This window comes from Cognatundibacterium jejuense, assembly GCF_014284255.1.
GTDB classification, from domain to species: domain Bacteria; phylum Pseudomonadota; class Gammaproteobacteria; order Burkholderiales; family Burkholderiaceae_D; genus Undibacterium; species Undibacterium jejuense.
On record NZ_JACOFV010000001.1, the window covers coordinates 185,813 to 203,216 of the forward strand.

A 17,404-nucleotide genomic window follows, 5' to 3' on the forward strand; every position below is an offset into this window, starting at 1 on the left:
GTTTTTAATTGGCTAATTCGTAAGGGATTTCTATAGTAACGCAAACTCCGCTTGGTTGATTGGGGGTAATAATCATTTGGCCTTTTTCTTTGTAAATAAGCTTCAGCCGTTCGCGAATATTTTGTAAACCAAGACCAGTACCGTTGCTAGGCATAGCGCCAAAGCCTAAACCATTGTCGCTGACGCTGACGCGTAATTTATTATGAGCAACTTCGGCGCGGAATTGTATGGTGCCGCCATCCTCTTTGCATTCTAAGCCATGCTTAATCGCATTTTCTACCAGAGATTGCAGCATCATCGGTGGGAACGAGGCGCTACGCAATCCTTCTGGCATGTTGAAATCGACATTGAGCCTCTCTTCCATACGCATTTTAAGTAAATCGAGATAAGACTTGATCATATCAGCCTCGCGGCCGAGATTCGTGGTGGTGGCATTTTCACGCATCTGTGGTAAAACGGCGCGGAGATAGCTGATCAGGCTGCGTTGCATTGCTGCCGCACGTGGTGGATCCGTTTCAATCAGATGTTCAACTGACGCCAGAGTGTTAAACAAGAAATGTGGTTCTACCTGAGCCTGCATCATTTGCATTTGTGCTTCGCTTACCTGACGCAGCAGTGATTCTCTTTCTGCTGCAAGGCCTGCTGCCTTGGCCTTTTCTTCGGCGCGGACTTTTCCACCCATCAGTACTTTCATGCCAAACAGGCCAAAAATTGCAAGGAGGACGAAGTTTACAAACCATTTGGAAGAGGTTTTTTTGTAGCTACGTACTTCTTCATCGGCTGCGTCTGCAACGGCATTGTTAATTTCGTCACCAATTTCTTTCGCGACTTCAGGGGGGAGCTTGATGTGGATATCATCTCCTGAGGTGTGTACTTTATTTGGCTCTGTTGTTGTTTCACTTGATGCTGATTCTGGTGGTGTCGCTGGCGTCGGGGGTGGGGGTGGGTCCACGCGTACTTTTGCACCGTTGCTGTCAATTTCGATTTGTTTTGCTTTGCCATCGCCATTGTTTTTTCGAATATGTATACCGGTGTCATCAATTTCTATGTTCGTGTCATCGTCCAGCGATTGTGGATTGCGTTTTTGCTTCTGAGCGTGCTTGTTGTTAGTGATAACAATGCTTTCTTTGGAGGTGAAAAGCATATCCTGGAGAATGGCACCCGCGGTCATGGTGATGATGGCAAAAAGAAAGAACTTCCACCAAGAGAGCTTAGTCACCCATGCTGCTGTTTTATCAAAACTAATACTCAGCCAAAGGCGTATTTCTTTGATAGCTTCTTTGATCGATTGCATGGTAGATGGGGTCATATCTTTTCGCCTCGTTTCTCTTGGTGCGCATAACTTATTGCTAGTTGTGAGCACCGTTGTTTCAAAAATATTATTGAATTCATTTGCCAGATGTTGTTACTGTAAATAATCAGGCTTGAATTCGCTATCGGTATGCGATAGTCGGCAAAATCTCGGGAGTAGAATGAAAAATAGGCGGCACGACTGTTGCGTACCGCCTATCTGCTCAAGCTTCAAAAGAAGTTCAGATGTTTTCTTTTTGCTTCAACCATGCATGAAGATCAGTTCTGGTGAGCGGTTTTGCATAGAAGTAGCCCTGCGCGAGATGGCAGCCGAAGCTGATCAGGGTGTCTGCTTGCATCTGATTTTCCACACCTTCTGCAATGATCGACAGGCCAAGATTTTGTCCAAGCTGAACAATCATCTTGGCAATGCTGCCTTCGTTTGTATCAAGCTGGATGTCATTGACGAATGCGCGATCGATTTTTAATTTGTCGACATCGAGTTTTTGCAAGTGACTTAAAGATGAAAAACCAGTACCGAAATCATCAATAGAAATGCTAACGCCCAATTGCTTGATCTGATGTAAGGTCTTGATCAAGAGATCGGGGTCTTTCATTGCCATCGACTCAGTAATTTCGAGCTCTACAAATTTAGGAGGGGCCTTCGTTTCTTCAAGTGCCTTGTGCAGTGTTTGCATGAACAATGGGTGGGAGAATTGCGCCTGTGATACGTTGATGGCCATTTGGAAATCGACATAGCCAAGGCTACGTAAATGAACCAGCTCATGGCAGGCACTGCGTAATACCCATTCACCAATATCAACGATCAGGCCCGAGTATTCTGCAATCGGAATAAATTGGTCGGGAGGGACAAATTTTCCGTCATCAGTTTTCCAGCGCAACAAAGCCTCTGCCCCTAGTACCTTGCCGGTGGTCATGTCGATTTGTGGCTGATAAACCAGGAATAGGCGTTCGTGTTCAAATGCGGCACGCAAAGCATGCATGAGTAGCACGCGTTCACGAATTTCTACGCCCATGTTGCGAGTGAAATATTCGTAGCCGCCACGTTGATGGGTCTTTGCCCGTTTTAGTGCAATATTGGTATCTTTCAGTGCTTCAGATGCGTCACCATCATAATCGTCAAGTTTTATCAAACCTATGGTAGCGGTGAGTTGGACGTCCTGAAGGTCGACTTCAAAAGGCGTGTTGAAAAGCGCCAATATATTTTCGGGGCAAACTTGATGCTGATCGCCCAGTAGTGCAAAGGTATCGCTACCAACGCGCGCGATTTGACACGTATTGCCAAATGCTTTAAGTAATCTCTTTGCTACTGCGGAAAGTAATAAGTCCCCGAACTGATGACCTAAGGCATCATTGGTTTCGGCAAAATGGTCAATATCGATTAGGGAGAGGGCGCTTCGTGTTTTGAGTTCCGATACCAATGTCTCATTGAGAGTTTGTAGAAGCTTCAGACGATTTGACAATCCAGTCAGCAGATCGTAGAACGCATAATTGTGTAAGCGAGAGTTCAGAACGACGTTATCCAGACCAACTGAGACATTGCTGCAAAATACATCAAGCAGACGTTTATCCATATCATTGAGATGTAATCCCGTATCCAGATATAAGGTAAAGTCTTTTTTGGCGACGTTGTTGAAGTAGAGCGCAGAAATGTCTGCCTCATACAAGCTTTTGCGTTCGTTGAGTGATCGGGTGACGATGTCGAGAATTTTTGTATCGGGTACCGCTGCAATTGGTTGATTTAGCAGGTCGGAAAATTGCGGAGTGGTCGCGATAATACGTAATTCGTCAACCTCGATATCTCTGCCGAGTGTATTTTGTTTTGCGCAGACAAAACCCTCTGCTGTTAAACCCAGTAAACCGTTGATTTGAGTTAAGACGCCAGATGCGAAGTTTTGCAATCCGTGCAATGCCATGAGTTCAGTACTGGCGTTGATAATCGTTTCTAGTCCGCGTCTGCTAGCACTAATAGAGCAAATCTGCTCGTAAGAGCGAATAGCGGATGTGACGGCTGTATAAAGCTTGGTACGGGTTAGTTCGGATTTGGTTTTGTAATCGTTGATATCGTAATCGCGGATCGCATCAATTTCCGGGGCATAACCTGGCTGGCCAGTTCTGAGGATAATGCGAACATCAGCCAGCTCTAATGTCTTTCTGATGTAATTAACCAGTTGCAACCCGGCATCTTCTTGCTCCATTACAACGTCAAGCAAAATAATTGCAATGTCGGTTTCAGTTTCCAGAATGCTGCGCGCCTCTGCGGCAGAGTAGGCGTGAAGAAAACTCAGTGGCCTATGTTGGATTTCAAGACTGCCGAGGGCAAAAGTGGTCGCCGAGTGGACATCCGGATCATCATCAATGATCATGACGCGCCAACTAGAGTCAGCCTTGGACGCAGCCGAAAACTCATCATGCTCTGGTTCGTCTAGAAAAACCAGATCGTCTTCGGAAGAGTGAATCGTTGAAGTCATCTGAAATGCTGCTCCATGCTTGGCATATATTCTGTGCAAGACCTATTTAATTGTTTCCGGTTGAACTATGACACTAAAAGTGACGGCAGCCAAGCCTCATGTATTCTTCTTTGGCAATAATAAAACACTATTTGCGCTTGAGAATACTCTACAGCACATTTATTTTTATGTCACATCTATCCCCATTGTCTCATTGCTTTGTTGGTTTGTGCATAGAGTGTTGGCAATAAGGCTGTTAAAATGATTTAAATTCCGTTTTTAATCTTGAATGCAAAATATTATGTCAGGCAACACTTTTGGTACGCTTTTTACTGTTACAACTTTTGGTGAGTCGCACGGGCCGGCGATTGGTTGTGTAATTGATGGATGTCCTCCGGGCATGGACTTGTCAGAGGCGGATATTCAGCCTGAACTTGATCGTCGCCGTCCAGGTACTTCGCGGCATGTAACGCAAAGGCAGGAGCCTGACACCGTGGAGATTTTATCGGGCGTTTATCAAGGTAAAACCACCGGCACTCCGATCGCTTTGCTCATTCGCAATCAGGATCAGCGTAGCAAGGACTATGGCAATATTACCGAGACCTTTCGTCCTGGTCATGCAGATTTTACCTACTGGAATAAATATGGCATTCGCGACCCTCGTGGTGGCGGTCGTTCTTCGGCACGTCTGACAGCGCCAGTAGTGGGTGCTGCAGCAATTGCAAAAAAATGGTTGAAGGAGAAATTTGGTACCGAGTTTAAAGGCGGGATGTCGCAACTGGGTGAAATTGTCATTCCTTTTGAGGATTGGCAATTTGCTGCTGGAAATCCATTTTTTGCGCCTACTTCAGATGCTAGTTTGATTGAGCGGCTAGAAACGTATATGGATGAGTTGCGTAAAGATGGCGATTCCATCGGTGCTCGAATTGATGTCGTTGCGACCAATGTGCCAGTGGGGTTGGGTGAGCCGATTTACGATAAGTTAGATGCGGAAATTGCGTATGCGATGATGGGCATTAATGCCGTCAAAGGCGTGGAAATTGGCGCAGGTTTTGCTTCTGTCGCGCAGCGTGGTTCTGAACATGGCGATGAGTTGACGCCGAATGGCTTCGTGACTAACAAGGCGGGTGGTATTCTTGGTGGTATTTCTACTGGACAGGATATCATCGTTTCTATGGCGATTAAGCCTACTTCATCAATACGAACACCTAAAAATTCTATCGACAAAGAAGGTAATCCTGCGCTTGTCGAGACCTTTGGTCGACATGATCCCTGTGTTGGCATACGGGCAACGCCAATTGCTGAGGCGATGCTGGCGCTGGTGTTGATGGATCATGCTTTGCGTCATCGTGCGCAATGTGCTGATGTCCCAAAGGCGCAATTTTCCTTCGTCAAATAATCGGGCCTCTTTGATTGCGGTTCTCCCTTATTGACGCTGGTCGCGTCTGTGAGGGAGTATCTTAGTTTTCGGTTTATAGATGATGATCGGTGGCGTGTTTCTAAAAAATATTAGTGGCGGTATCGGGTTCGAGAATTTTTAATTAAGCCACTTTTATTTAATTCGTGCGATCTATGTAACCAAAATAATTGTTGGTTATTTCAATTATGGCTTGAAGAAAGCCTATGAAAATTTGGTGATATTCAGCAAAGCTGATTTTTGTATTGAATAATCAAGTTCGTTTTTTGCGATTCAGCTTGGTTTTGCGTCGCACAATTGTGGCATAATCAAAAACGATTTTTTTTCTGTGAATTCTCAGGTATTCACGCAGTTCTGCCCATCCGTTTTACACTCGTTAGTATCTCTTTTCAGGCTTTAGATTATGCTTAAAACGCTTTATGATAAATTGTGGGAATCACATGTAGTTCACTCTGAAAATGACGGCACTGCGATACTATATATCGATCGTCATTTGCTACATGAAGTTACTAGCCCGCAAGCGTTTGAAGGTTTGAAAATTGCAGGTCGTAAGCCATGGCGCGACTCCGCTAACCTGATGGTGGCTGACCACAATGTGCCTACCACTAACCGTGCAAATGGCATAGATGATCCTACCTCGCGTCTGCAGGTAGAGACCCTGGACGGTAATGCCAAAGAATTTAGCCTGACTTATTTCGGTATGAACGATAGGCGTCAAGGTATCGTGCACGTTATTGGGCCAGAGCAAGGTGCCACTTTGCCGGGTATGACGGTGGTTTGTGGTGACTCTCATACTTCCACGCATGGCGCGTTTGCCTGTCTTGCGCATGGCATTGGTACGTCAGAGGTTGAGCATGTGCTGGCGACTCAGACCTTGATTGCAAAAAAATCCAAATCTATGCTCGTGCAGGTGGACGGTGCTTTGCCTGCTGGTGTCACTGCAAAGGATGTGGTGCTGGCGGTGATTGGTAAAATTGGCACGGCTGGCGGTACAGGTTATGCGATTGAGTTTGCCGGTTCCACTATTCGTAGTCTGTCGATGGAAGGTCGCATGACGGTCTGTAATATGGCGATCGAAGCGGGGGCCCGAGCAGGGATGATTGCCGTTGATCAGACTACTCTGGATTACGTCAAAGGTCGTCCATTTTCACCGGTGGGTCCGCATTGGGATAGGGCTGTTGAGTACTGGCGCACGCTGCATTCAGATGCGGGAGCGCGATTTGATATGGTTGTTACTTTGAATGCCGCTGAGATTAAGCCGCAAGTGACGTGGGGAACATCGCCTGAAATGGTGGTGGCGGTTGATAGCCGAGTGCCAGATCCGGATCTCGAAAAAGATGCAGTTAAACGCGATGCGATAGAAAAAGCGCTGGTGTATATGGCATTGACGCCGAACACCGCAATTTCAGATATCCGTATCGATAAGGTTTTCATTGGCTCGTGTACAAATTCCCGCATCGAAGATTTGCGTGCCGCTGCTACTGTTGTGCGTGGTAAATTCCGCGCTTCTAATGTGAAGCTCGCTTTAGTTGTGCCAGGCTCTGGTCTGGTGAAAGAGCAGGCTGAGCGAGAAGGTCTGGATAAAATATTCCGCGATGCCGGTTTTGAGTGGCGCGAACCGGGTTGCTCTATGTGTCTGGCAATGAATGCTGATCGATTGGAACCTGGTGAACGTTGTGCATCTACTTCCAATCGTAATTTTGAAGGACGACAAGGGCAGGGTGGTCGTACTCATTTGGTTTCTCCTGCAATGGCCGCCGCCGCGGGTATTCATGGTCATTTTGTTGATGTGCGAGCACTCGCATAATTTTTGCTAAAGGAAAAAGTAATGAAAAAAATCTTCGCAATCATGTCTTGTGTTGCTTGTGTCACTATTCTGAGCGCTTGCAATACCGTGCAAGGTTTGGGCAAAGATGTGCAAAAAGCGGGTGAAGCCGTTGAGAGTGTCGGAAAAAAATAAATCAAGCCATGGAAAAATTCAATTTACATAGTGGCTTGGTTGCGCCTATGGATAGGGCAAACGTTGATACAGATGCGATCATTCCTAAGCAATTTCTGAAGTCGATACAGCGGACTGGCTTTGGTCCGAATCTGTTTGACGAATGGCGTTATCTGGATCATGGTGAGCCAGGTATGGATAACAGCAAACGGCCATTAAATCCGGATTTTGTTTTGAATCAGGCGCGCTTTCAAGGAGCGTCAATTCTGCTGACCCGTAAGAATTTTGGCTGTGGTTCGTCGCGTGAACATGCGCCATGGGCGCTTGATCAGTATGGTTTCAGAGTCGTGATTGCACCAAGCTTTGCCGATATTTTCTTTAATAATTGCTTTAAAAACGGCTTGCTGCCTATCGTGTTAAGCGAAGTGCAAGTTGAGCATATTTTTAACGAAGTCAAAGCCTTCCCTGGTTATCGACTGACCATTGATCTGGAAAAGCAATTGGTGATTACAAATGCTGGAGTGAGCTACCCATTTGAAATCGATGAATTCCGCAAATATTGCTTACTCAATGGTCTGGATGAAATTGGATTGACGCTACGTCAATCTGACAAAATTCGCGCATTTGAAGAACGTCATATCGCGGTGCAGCCTTGGTTGGCAAATACGATCTAAAGCAAGGTTGAGGAAATAATAAGATGAAAATAGCAATTCTGCCTGGTGATGGCATTGGTCCGGAGATCGTTGAGCAAGCGGTTCAGGTTCTCAATGCTCTGGGTGAAACCTTTGAAATGGAGGCGGCGCCAGTCGGTGGCGCTGGTTACGAGGTCTCTGGACATCCTTTGCCCGATGCAACACTTAAGTTGGCGAAAGAGGCAGACGCGATCCTGTTTGGTTCAGTTGGCGATTGGAAATACGATAGCCTTGAGCGCGCTTTGCGCCCTGAGCAGGCGATTTTGGGTTTGCGTAAACATCTGAATTTGTTCGCAAATTTCCGTCCTGCAATTTTGTATCCAGAACTAGCTGAAGCCTCGACTTTGAAACCGGAAATCGTTTCTGGCCTCGATTTGTTGATTATTCGCGAATTGACTGGGGATGTTTATTTCGGTCAGCCACGTGGTGTTCGTGAGTGCCCGGATGGTCCTTTTAAGGGGCAGCGAGAAGGTTTTGATACCATGCGCTATGCAGAGGGTGAGGTGCGTAGGATTGCGCATGTAGCATTTCAGGCTGCACAAAAGCGCGATAAGCGTTTGACCAGCGTTGATAAAGCCAATGTCCTGGAAACTTCGCAATTCTGGAAAGACATCATGATTGATGTTCACAAAGAATACCCAGATGTCGCTTTGGATCACATGTATATCGATAACGCGGCGATGCAATTAGTGCGTGCTCCGAAGAAATTTGACGTTGTCGTGACTGGTAATTTGTTTGGTGATATTTTGTCTGATGCGGCAGCCAGTCTGACTGGCTCTATCGGTATGTTGCCTTCTGCATCTTTGGATTCGAACAATAAAGGTTTGTATGAGCCTTCGCATGGCTCGGCACCGGATATTGCAGGCAAGGGTGTTGCTAATCCTCTTGCAACTATTTTGTCTGCGGCGATGATGTTGCGTTTCTCTCTCGGTAAGCCAGAACAGGCAGATCGAGTTGAAACTGCGGTGAAGAAAGTATTGGCGCAAGGTTTGCGTACGCCGGATATCTATGTTGCTGGTACGACAAAAGTTGGAACGTCTGAAATGGGGGCGGCTGTGGTGCGTGCATTGGCAAATTGAGTGATTGTTGATGGGCAGGGTGGTCCTGCGTAATTAGAGGGAAACTTTAAGGGAAATATGATGAAGCTGGTAGGTTTGGTAGGTTGGCGTGGAATGGTCGGATCGGTTCTGATGCAGCGCATGCAAGAAGAAAACGATTTTGCTCATATTGAACCAGTATTCTTTTCCACATCGAATACGGGTGGTGTGGCACCTGCGATGGCAAAAAATGAAAAGACGCTGCAAGACGCAAATGATATTGAAGCTTTGAAGAAGTGCGACATTATTATTACCTGCCAGGGCGGTGATTACACCAATGACGTATTTCCTAAATTACGGGCTGCGGGCTGGAACGGCCATTGGATTGATGCAGCCTCCAGTTTGCGTATGAATGATGATGCAGTGATCGTGTTGGATCCGGTTAACTTGCCAGTAATCAAAGACGCTCTGGTAAAAGGGCAAAAAAACTGGATCGGCGGCAATTGTACGGTGAGCTGTATGTTGATGGGTGTCGGTGCTTTATATAAAGCTGGCCTGGTTGAATGGATGAGTACTCAGACCTACCAAGCAGCTTCGGGCGGTGGGGCACAACACATGCGCGAGCTGTTGACGCAATATGGCACGTTAAATGCAGAGGTAAAGCATTTGCTGGATGATCCTAAGAGTGCCATTCTGGAAATCGATCGTAAGGTGATTGCGAAACAACGTTCATTCTCTGAATCTGAAACGGCTAATTTTGGCGTGCCACTCGGAGGTTCATTGATACCATGGATCGATAAGGACCTTGGTGATGGCATGTCCAAGGAAGAGTGGAAGGGTATGGCTGAGACTAACAAGATTCTTGGGCAAGGCGTTGGTTACGGTACTGAAGCAATTCCAGTGGATGGTTTCTGTATTCGTATTGGCGCGATGCGCTGCCATAGCCAGGCATTGACATTTAAATTGAAAAAAGATGTCCCGGTCGATGACATTGAGGCAATGATTGCTGCGGACAATGAATGGGTGAAGGTTGTTCCTAATACTCGTGAAGCGAGTATCCGTGATCTGACGCCGGTTGCTGTTACCGGAACCATGAATATTCCGGTTGGTCGTATTCGTAAGCTGGCCATGGGTCCAGAATATGTTGGTGCATTCACGGTAGGTGATCAGCTTTTGTGGGGGGCGGCGGAGCCTTTACGTCGCATGTTGCGTATTTTGATCGACTAATTGCTAATTTCTGAAAAGTCGTCCTTCACTGGCTAGTTAAATTGAATAAAGGGAGGTTTACCTCCCTTTTTTTCGTCCTTATTTTTGTTGAATGAGTAATAATGTCTCAGAATTGTTAAATGGCAACAACATTTCTGGTTGCTTGAAGGCCTCTAAATGTCTGAATGTATTTACCCTGTTGTTAAATCGGGTTAAGCTTGCAGCGCTTAGTTTGTAATGCTATCGTGAAATAATATAATGCTTCATTCGGCAATACGAATAGACTATCCCAGCGAACTTTGTTCGCAAAATTCCCAATATGTCAGACAAAATGCATAAACAAAAAAGAACATCTGTGATTTCTCTGGGACACAAAGCCTTGAGTGTTGCTGTAACCTCAACTTTGCTTTTAATGTCAAATGCCCACGCCACTGGCATGGGACGACTAACTGTTCTGTCAGCTTTGGGGCAGCCTTTACGGGCGGAAATCGAGCTTACGTCTCCCAATAGGGATGAAATTGACACGCTGGTGCCGAAGTTGGCTTCTGCGGATGCATTTCGTCAGGCGAATATCGATTTCAATAATGCATTACTTTCTTTGCGTTTTGCGATAGAGCCCAAAGGTGCAGGTTACGTTATTAAGGTTTCTTCTGCCCAGCCGATCAATGAACCTTTCGTTGACATGCTGTTAGAAATTACCTCGTCTAATGGCAAATTGTTGCGTGAATATACGTTCCTGTTAGATCCTGCTGAATTAAGAAATTCTCAGTCGCCGCAGGTAACTAATCCAAATGTTGTTGTAAATAAGGGACAATTTTCCACGTCGAATCAAACGGAGGCGCGTCCGTCATCGTCTGTTGCTGCTAGTGCAAGTTCACAAGTTTTTGCTAAAAAAATTCCGTCTCAACCTGCGCAGTCAAACAAAGCGCCGTCTGACGAATATGCGGTCAAGCCTGGTGATACTCTCGGTAAAATTGCAGCCTCTTATAAACAAGATGGCGTTTCACTTGATCAAATGTTGGTTGGTTTGTACAGAGCTAATCCACAAGCCTTTGCCGGTAAAAACATGAACCGCCTTAAGGCTGGTCAGATACTCAGCGTTCCTGATGCTGAAACGGTGCGATCAACCGCTGGTGGTAATCCTGGTGCACACTCCGTCGTGGTTGCGCATGCGGCAGATTTCAATGCTTACCGTAATCATCTAGCTGACTATGTCGAGCATGCTCCTGCCGCTAAGCAGGTGCCTGAAAAGCAGAGCGCAGGTGGTGCAATTACTGCCAAGGTTAAGGAACTTCCAACGGCAACGAATGAATCAGCGGATAAATTAAAGCTTTCCAAAGCTGCCCCAAGTCCAACGGAAAAAGGTGGTAACGGTAAGGGTGTTTCTGAAGAAGAAAAGGTCGCCAAGAAAAAGGCAACTGAGGAAGCGGCCAATCGCTTGAAAGAGTTGGAAAAAAATGTCGGCGATTTGCAACGTCTTCTCGATGTAAAGAATAAAGATTTGGCGGCAAAAGAAGCTGAGTTGAATGCAAAGGGTAAAGATAAGCAAGTTGTTGCTAGTGGGGCTGCGGCATCAATGCCAGCACCAGCAGCTAAAGCTGTCGGTGCTCCAGCATCCTCTGCGGTAAATGTGGCGGCGAGTGCACCTGCAAGCTCAGCTGTCGTTGCGGCTGTACCCGCATCTGAGCCAAAAGAAAAGAGTGTGGCGAGTGCTGCTGATACTTCTGCAAGTGCCGCATCTGTCACTCCAGTGAAGCCTAAGCGTCATGTGGTTGCGCCGCCACCGCCACCGGAACCAAGCTTCTTTGATAGCATGTCTGACTGGTTATTGCCAGGCGGTGGCGTGTTGTTGGCGTTGCTTGCCGGTGCAGGTGTCTGGATGAATCGTCGTAAGAAAAAACTTCAGCAATTTGAAGATAGTATCCTGACTGGCTCCAGTATGAAGGCGAACTCCATGTTCGGCTCTACTGGTGGGCAAAGTGTGGATACCAATAATAGCGTTTTCAATTCCAATTTTGCACCGTCTGCCAGTCAGCTTGATGCGAATGAAGTTGACCCTGTCGCAGAGGCGGATGTCTATATTGCCTATGGTCGTGATTCTCAGGCTGAAGAGATTCTGAAAGAAGCGTTGCGTACACAACCTGATCGTCATGCGGTGCGTTTGAAATTATTAGAGATTTACTTTGCACGCAAAGACGCTAAGCTGTTTGAGCGCCTCGCAGGTGAGTTGTACGGGATGACAAGTGGTCAGGGCGATGAGTGGGCTCAGGCTGCCTCTATGGGGATTGTTCTTGAGCCCGGCAATCCTTTGTACGCTGGCGGTAAAGCAAAGACAGAAATGGTGTATGGAGCTGGTCTCGGTTCGCCAACCCAGCCACTTGAGGATCTTGATCCTGATGCATTGTTGGGTAACTCATTGTCTCGGGATATGTTGGATGCAATAAGCATTATCGATACTGCCTCGCACGGCGAAGCGAAAGAGTCTGAACACTCTGCTTCAGTTGCGTTGGATGAGCACGTTGCCGAAAGTCATGATGTTGGGTTAGATTTTGATTTGGGAATTGGTGAAGTCGAAGTTCCACAAATACCCGAATCACCATCGCATGATTCTACGCTGGGCGTTTCTGAGCAAATTCCTGAGGTAGATTTCGGTTCTATTGACTTTGATTTTGGTGAAAGTAAACCTGTTGATTCTGCGATAGAACAGCCAGTTCACCAATCTGCACACTTGGCATCTGATGGTGAGGATTTGCATGCGCTTGATTTTGCTGAACCTAAATCCGAAGTGCCTGCTTTTGATTCGCACTTCGAATCGGAAATCCCTGTTGTTGCTGAAGAGCTGAAATTGCCGCTTGAAGATGATCATCACGATGCACATGAGTCGATGCCAGAGGCTGCTTCCGCATTTGAGTTTGACCTGTCTGGTATTAGCCTTGATTTGCCTTCGGACGCCTCGCATGTCGCTGAAGTTGCTGCCGACCCGGTAGTTAGCGAATCTCCGGCAGTTAATGCTGAGATGGCGACTAAGCTTGATCTCGCAGTTGCTTATCACGAAATTGGTGATAAAGAAGGCGCGCGTGAATTGTTGGATGAGGTGTTGAAGGGTGGTACTGCTGAGCAAAAAGAAAGAGCTGGTACCATGCTGGCGCAAATGGCCTGAAAGTAATTGATTGCAATACTGCGGGCGCCATGTAATCGGCGCCCGTTTTTGTTTTTTGAATGAATGGATTTACTTGTGAAGCGTCTCGTTTTGGGTGTGCAATATGATGGGAGTGGTTGGCAGGGTTGGCAAACACAACCTTCGGGAAATACTGTGCAAGATGCGCTTGAGAGGGCCCTTTTTCAGTTTTGTGGAGCTGAAATTTCGACTGTTTGTGCTGGCCGAACTGATGCGGGGGTGCACGGGATTGAGCAGGTGGTCCACTTTGATACTCCACTTGAGCGTGCTTCGTATTCGTGGGTGAATGGTGTGAATGCTTTCTTGCCTGCGAGTGTGGCAGTTCAATGGGCTAAAGAGTTGGAGCTCGACGAGGATTCGCAGGATAACTTCCATGCAAGATTCAGTGCGAGAGCGAGAACTTATCATTATGTTTTGTACAATAGCACGATTCGATCGCCTATCTGGGCGGGGCGTGCTGGCTGGGCGTTTAGGCCTTTGGATGTGAGTCAAATGCGCATTGCTGCTGAGAAACTCCTTGGGGAGCATGATTTTTCTGCTTTTCGTGCATCAGGCTGTCAGGCGAAGACACCGGTTAAGCACATGTATTCGATTGAAATTCGTCAGCAGGGAGAGCTCATTGTATTTACTCTCAAAGCGAGTGCGTTTTTGCACCACATGGTTCGAAATATTGTTGGCTCCTTATTGTTTGTGGGAATGGCGCGTCGCGCACCAGAATGGTTGGCGGAAGTATTGGAAAGCAAGGATAGAAGTATTGCGGCGCCGACTTTTATGCCGGATGGCTTGTATTTGGCGAAAATCGACTATGAGGAAAAATGGGGTTTGCCTCAATCGGATATCATAGAATTGCCTGGATTCTTGTCTCTTTTGTAGTGCTTTATTGTTACTGAGCGTGATTTCTCAGATTTCCTCTCTGAAATCCGGTAAAATGATGTTTTGCAAAACCCGCACTGAAGGCGCTCGCCTGGGGACTATTGCCCAGACTGGAGCGCTTTTTTTTAGCTGGTCTTCGCCTCACCTTAGTATTTTTTTGTAATTTCAATGAATAACATCCGGAATTTTTCTATTATTGCCCATATCGATCACGGCAAATCCACGCTGGCTGATCGTATTATTCAATTGTGCGGTGGCTTGTCTGATCGTGAAATGGAAGCGCAAGTCCTTGATTCTATGGATATTGAGCGTGAACGCGGGATCACCATTAAAGCCCAGACTGCTGCTTTGCATTACAAGGCGCGTGATGGACAGGTGTATAACCTGAATTTAATTGACACGCCAGGTCACGTCGATTTTAGCTACGAAGTTAGTCGTTCCTTATCTGCTTGCGAAGGTGCGTTGCTCGTGGTCGATGCATCTCAGGGCGTTGAGGCGCAGACCGTCGCAAACTGCTACACGGCGATTGAGCTTGGTGTAGAAGTGGTGCCTGTACTTAATAAGATTGATTTGCCCTCAGCGGATCCTGAAAACGCCTGCTCAGAAATTGAAGAGGTCATTGGTATTGATGCCACTGATGCGGTACATTGTTCGGCTAAGACCGGTCTCGGTGTATTGGATGTACTAGAGTCTCTTATTGTTAAAGTACCGCCACCAAAAGGCGATCCAGAAGCACCTTTGCAAGCATTAATTATTGACTCGTGGTTTGATAACTACGTGGGTGTGGTGATGCTGGTGCGTATCGTTAATGGTACCTTGCGCCCAAAAGATAAAATTTTGTTTATGGCAACCGAGGCGCAGCATCTGGTTGAAAGTGTCGGTGTGTTTACGCCTAAGTCTTTGAGTCGCACTGAACTGTCTGCTGGTCAGGTGGGTTTTGTGATTGCCGGTATTAAAGAGCTGAAATCTGCTAAGGTTGGCGATACCATTACCGTGGCCAATAAAGCCGCCAAAGAGCCTTTGCCGGGTTTTAAAGAGGTGCAGCCGCAAGTGTTTGCTGGTTTGTTCCCGGTAGAGGCAAATCAGTATGATGCCTTACGTGACTCTTTAGAGAAATTGAAGCTCAATGATGCTGCTCTGATGTACGAACCTGAAGTGTCGCAAGCGCTGGGCTTTGGTTTTCGTTGCGGTTTCCTTGGTTTGTTGCACATGGAGATCGTTCAGGAGCGTTTGGAACGAGAATTTGATATGGATCTCATCACTACGGCGCCGACCGTCGTGTATGAGGTAGTCATGGCGGATGGTACCATTTTGATGGTGGATAATCCTTCGAAGATGCCTGATCCATCGAAGATTGAGGAGATACGTGAGCCTATCGTCACGGTCAATCTTTACATGCCGCAAGAATACGTCGGCTCTGTCATTACTTTGTGTACGCAAAAACGTGGTGTGCAATTGGATATGAGCTATCACGGCCGACAAGTTAAATTGACCTACGAAATGCCAATGGCGGAAATCGTGCTGGACTTCTTTGATCGTCTGAAATCCACTTCACGCGGTTATGCGTCGATGGATTACGAGTTTAAAGAAAATCGTGCTGCTGATGTGGTAAAGGTCGATATGCTGATTAACAGTGAAAAAGTCGATGCGTTGGCGATTATTGTTCATCGTGCCAATAGCCATTTCCGAGGTCGTGCAGTAGCCGCCAAAATGCGTGAATTGATCCCTCGTCAAATGTTTGATGTTGCGATTCAAGCTGCTATTGGCTCCAACATTATCTCGCGTGAAAACGTGAAGGCATTGCGTAAAAACGTATTGGCAAAATGTTATGGTGGCGATATTAGCCGTAAGCGTAAATTGCTGGAAAAACAAAAGGCTGGTAAGAAGCGTATGAAGCAAGTGGGTTCTGTTGAGATTCCACAAGAGGCATTTTTGGCAATTTTACAAGTGGATGAAAAATGAGTTTTCAATCAATTTTAGGAAATTTTGCTCTGATATTATTTGTGCTGACGATAAGCACAGGCATAGTCTGGTTTCTGGATACGTTTGTATTAGCTAAGCGCCGCCGTGCAGCAGCAGATGCGGCATTGGCAGCGTACGATGCGCGCAATGCAAAACTCAGTGCGGAAGGCATTAAAGTCGAGGAAAGCAAACGTCACGAAATTGAAGAAAATATTTTACGTCAACCACTCTGGGTTGAGTATTCAGGCAGCTTTTTTCCAGTTATAGCAATGGTATTCTTTCTGCGATCATTTTTATATGAGCCATTTAAAATTCCATCTAGTTCAATGCTACCAACTTTATTTGTCGGTGATTTGATCTTAGTAAATAAATTCACCTACGGTATTCGTTTGCCAATTTTGAATAAAAAGGTCATCGAAATAAATAATCCCCAACGTGGCGATGTGATGGTATTTAAATACCCTGAAGACCCTTCTGTCGACTATATCAAGCGCGTCGTTGGTGTGCCTGGTGATAAAGTTGTCTATAAAAACAAGAAATTGTTAATTAATGGCAATGAAATGACTTACCAGGCGATGCCGGAATTTCTGGATGAAGAGCATTTAAGTTATTTTAAACAATATTCCGAGAACCTGACTGGTGTTTCTCATCGCATATTAAACGATGAGCAATCCCCCGCTTTTGTAAGAGATCCGCATAATTTCCCTAAACGCGAAAATTGTACATACAATATAGATGGGTTTTCTTGTGTTGTTCCCGAAGGTGAATATTTCATGATGGGTGATAATCGCGATAATAGCCTTGATAGCAGATATTGGGGATTTGTCCCAGACCAGAATATTGTCGGAAAAGCCTTCTTTATTTGGATGAATTTAGGGAACATTAAACGGATTGGCAGCTTTCAGTAAATGACTTATTTAAACAAAATGGAGCGGATCAGCAATGAAGAAAAATCGTCATACTCAGCTTAAGTCGCAGCGCGGAATTTCCCTGATCGGATTGATTTTTTCTTTGGGGATGTTGGTGCTGGTAGCAATGGTAGCAATGAAAGTTGTACCAACTACGATTGAATATTTGTCGATAAAAAAGGCGATTGTCAGTGCAAAAGGGGCTGGTAGTTCTGCTCGTGATATCGAAAATGCGTTCAATAAGCAGGCCGAAGTGGGGTATATCACGTCAATCTCGGGCAAAGATTTAGTCATTGAGAGAAACGGTGATGATATTGATGTAAGTTTTTCTTACCAAAAAAAGATCCCTTTGTTTGGGCCAGCATCGCTATTGCTGGAATATGAAGGTACAACGGCGAAAAGTGGTATTGCCACCAAGAAGCCAGAATAAA

At 46.0% G+C, this 17,404-nt stretch carries 13 protein-coding genes; 11 read left to right on the forward strand and 2 right to left on the reverse strand.

Annotation, left to right across the window (positions count from 1 at the left end; genetic code table 11):
* Nucleotides 1-4 precede the first annotated feature (4 nt).
* Both H8K32_RS00905 and H8K32_RS00910 read right to left on the reverse strand, forming a co-directional pair.
* Complete coding sequence (locus H8K32_RS00905) at nt 5-1,309, reverse strand: sensor histidine kinase (protein ID WP_186910580.1); 1,305 nt, start codon at nt 1,307-1,309, stop codon at nt 5-7.
* A gap of 223 nt (nt 1,310-1,532) precedes the next feature.
* Nucleotides 1,533-3,782 carry a bifunctional diguanylate cyclase/phosphodiesterase gene (locus tag H8K32_RS00910; protein WP_186910581.1) on the reverse strand — a complete coding sequence of 750 codons (2,250 nt, stop codon included), beginning with the start codon at nt 3,780-3,782 and terminating at the stop codon, nt 1,533-1,535.
* A 280-nt stretch (nt 3,783-4,062) separates the two neighbouring features.
* Here H8K32_RS00910 and aroC point away from each other — a divergent pair, with 280 nt between their 5' ends.
* The 11 genes from aroC (at nt 4,063) to H8K32_RS00965 (ending at nt 17,403) form a co-directional block, all read left to right on the forward strand.
* Complete coding sequence (gene aroC / locus H8K32_RS00915) at nt 4,063-5,160, forward strand: chorismate synthase (protein WP_186910582.1); 1,098 nt, start codon at nt 4,063-4,065, stop codon at nt 5,158-5,160.
* Nucleotides 5,161-5,581: 421 nt separating this feature from the next.
* Nucleotides 5,582-6,985: a 3-isopropylmalate dehydratase large subunit gene (gene leuC / locus H8K32_RS00920; RefSeq protein WP_186910583.1), complete on the forward strand. Its 1,404-nt coding sequence runs from the start codon at nt 5,582-5,584 to the stop codon at nt 6,983-6,985.
* Nucleotides 6,986-7,006: 21 nt separating this feature from the next.
* Nucleotides 7,007-7,138 carry an entericidin A/B family lipoprotein gene (locus H8K32_RS00925; protein ID WP_186910584.1) on the forward strand — a complete coding sequence of 44 codons (132 nt, stop codon included), beginning with the start codon at nt 7,007-7,009 and terminating at the stop codon, nt 7,136-7,138.
* A gap of 8 nt (nt 7,139-7,146) precedes the next feature.
* Nucleotides 7,147-7,791 (forward strand): 3-isopropylmalate dehydratase small subunit, encoded by a 645-nt coding sequence (leuD, locus tag H8K32_RS00930; RefSeq protein ID WP_186910585.1) that lies wholly within the window; start codon nt 7,147-7,149, stop codon nt 7,789-7,791.
* Nucleotides 7,792-7,814: 23 nt separating this feature from the next.
* Complete coding sequence (gene leuB / locus H8K32_RS00935) at nt 7,815-8,888, forward strand: 3-isopropylmalate dehydrogenase (RefSeq protein WP_186910586.1); 1,074 nt, start codon at nt 7,815-7,817, stop codon at nt 8,886-8,888.
* 57 nt (nt 8,889-8,945) lie between these two features.
* Complete coding sequence (asd, locus tag H8K32_RS00940) at nt 8,946-10,073, forward strand: aspartate-semialdehyde dehydrogenase (protein WP_186910587.1); 1,128 nt, start codon at nt 8,946-8,948, stop codon at nt 10,071-10,073.
* A 310-nt stretch (nt 10,074-10,383) separates the two neighbouring features.
* Complete coding sequence (locus H8K32_RS00945; RefSeq protein WP_186910588.1) at nt 10,384-13,212, forward strand: motility hub landmark protein FimV; 2,829 nt, start codon at nt 10,384-10,386, stop codon at nt 13,210-13,212.
* A gap of 75 nt (nt 13,213-13,287) precedes the next feature.
* Complete coding sequence (gene truA, locus H8K32_RS00950) at nt 13,288-14,103, forward strand: tRNA pseudouridine(38-40) synthase TruA (RefSeq protein WP_390312448.1); 816 nt, start codon at nt 13,288-13,290, stop codon at nt 14,101-14,103.
* A 168-nt stretch (nt 14,104-14,271) separates the two neighbouring features.
* Nucleotides 14,272-16,065: a translation elongation factor 4 gene (lepA, locus tag H8K32_RS00955; RefSeq protein WP_186910590.1), complete on the forward strand. Its 1,794-nt coding sequence runs from the start codon at nt 14,272-14,274 to the stop codon at nt 16,063-16,065.
* The gene (gene lepB / locus H8K32_RS00960; RefSeq protein ID WP_186910591.1) at nt 16,062-16,973 is read left to right on the forward strand and encodes a signal peptidase I; all 912 of its coding nucleotides are present in this window, start codon (nt 16,062-16,064) and stop codon (nt 16,971-16,973) included. The genes lepA and lepB overlap by 4 nt, the downstream gene beginning before the upstream one ends.
* Before the next feature lie 34 nt (nt 16,974-17,007).
* Complete coding sequence (locus H8K32_RS00965; protein ID WP_186910592.1) at nt 17,008-17,403, forward strand: DUF4845 domain-containing protein; 396 nt, start codon at nt 17,008-17,010, stop codon at nt 17,401-17,403.
* Nucleotide 17,404: the final 1 nt, after the last annotated feature.

Coding starts and splice junctions, on each gene's coding strand:
- H8K32_RS00910 (WP_186910581.1), bottom strand. CDS start 3,782: ATGACTTCAACGATTCACTCTTCCGAAGACGATCTGGTTTTTCTAGAC.
- lepB (WP_186910591.1), top strand. CDS start 16,062: ATGAGTTTTCAATCAATTTTAGGAAATTTTGCTCTGATATTATTTGTG.
- H8K32_RS00925 (WP_186910584.1), top strand. CDS start 7,007: ATGAAAAAAATCTTCGCAATCATGTCTTGTGTTGCTTGTGTCACTATT.
- leuC (WP_186910583.1), top strand. CDS start 5,582: ATGCTTAAAACGCTTTATGATAAATTGTGGGAATCACATGTAGTTCAC.
- aroC (WP_186910582.1), top strand. CDS start 4,063: ATGTCAGGCAACACTTTTGGTACGCTTTTTACTGTTACAACTTTTGGT.
- H8K32_RS00905 (WP_186910580.1), bottom strand. CDS start 1,309: ATGACCCCATCTACCATGCAATCGATCAAAGAAGCTATCAAAGAAATA.
- H8K32_RS00945 (WP_186910588.1), top strand. CDS start 10,384: ATGCATAAACAAAAAAGAACATCTGTGATTTCTCTGGGACACAAAGCC.
- lepA (WP_186910590.1), top strand. CDS start 14,272: ATGAATAACATCCGGAATTTTTCTATTATTGCCCATATCGATCACGGC.
- asd (WP_186910587.1), top strand. CDS start 8,946: ATGATGAAGCTGGTAGGTTTGGTAGGTTGGCGTGGAATGGTCGGATCG.
- H8K32_RS00965 (WP_186910592.1), top strand. CDS start 17,008: ATGAAGAAAAATCGTCATACTCAGCTTAAGTCGCAGCGCGGAATTTCC.
- leuB (WP_186910586.1), top strand. CDS start 7,815: ATGAAAATAGCAATTCTGCCTGGTGATGGCATTGGTCCGGAGATCGTT.
- leuD (WP_186910585.1), top strand. CDS start 7,147: ATGGAAAAATTCAATTTACATAGTGGCTTGGTTGCGCCTATGGATAGG.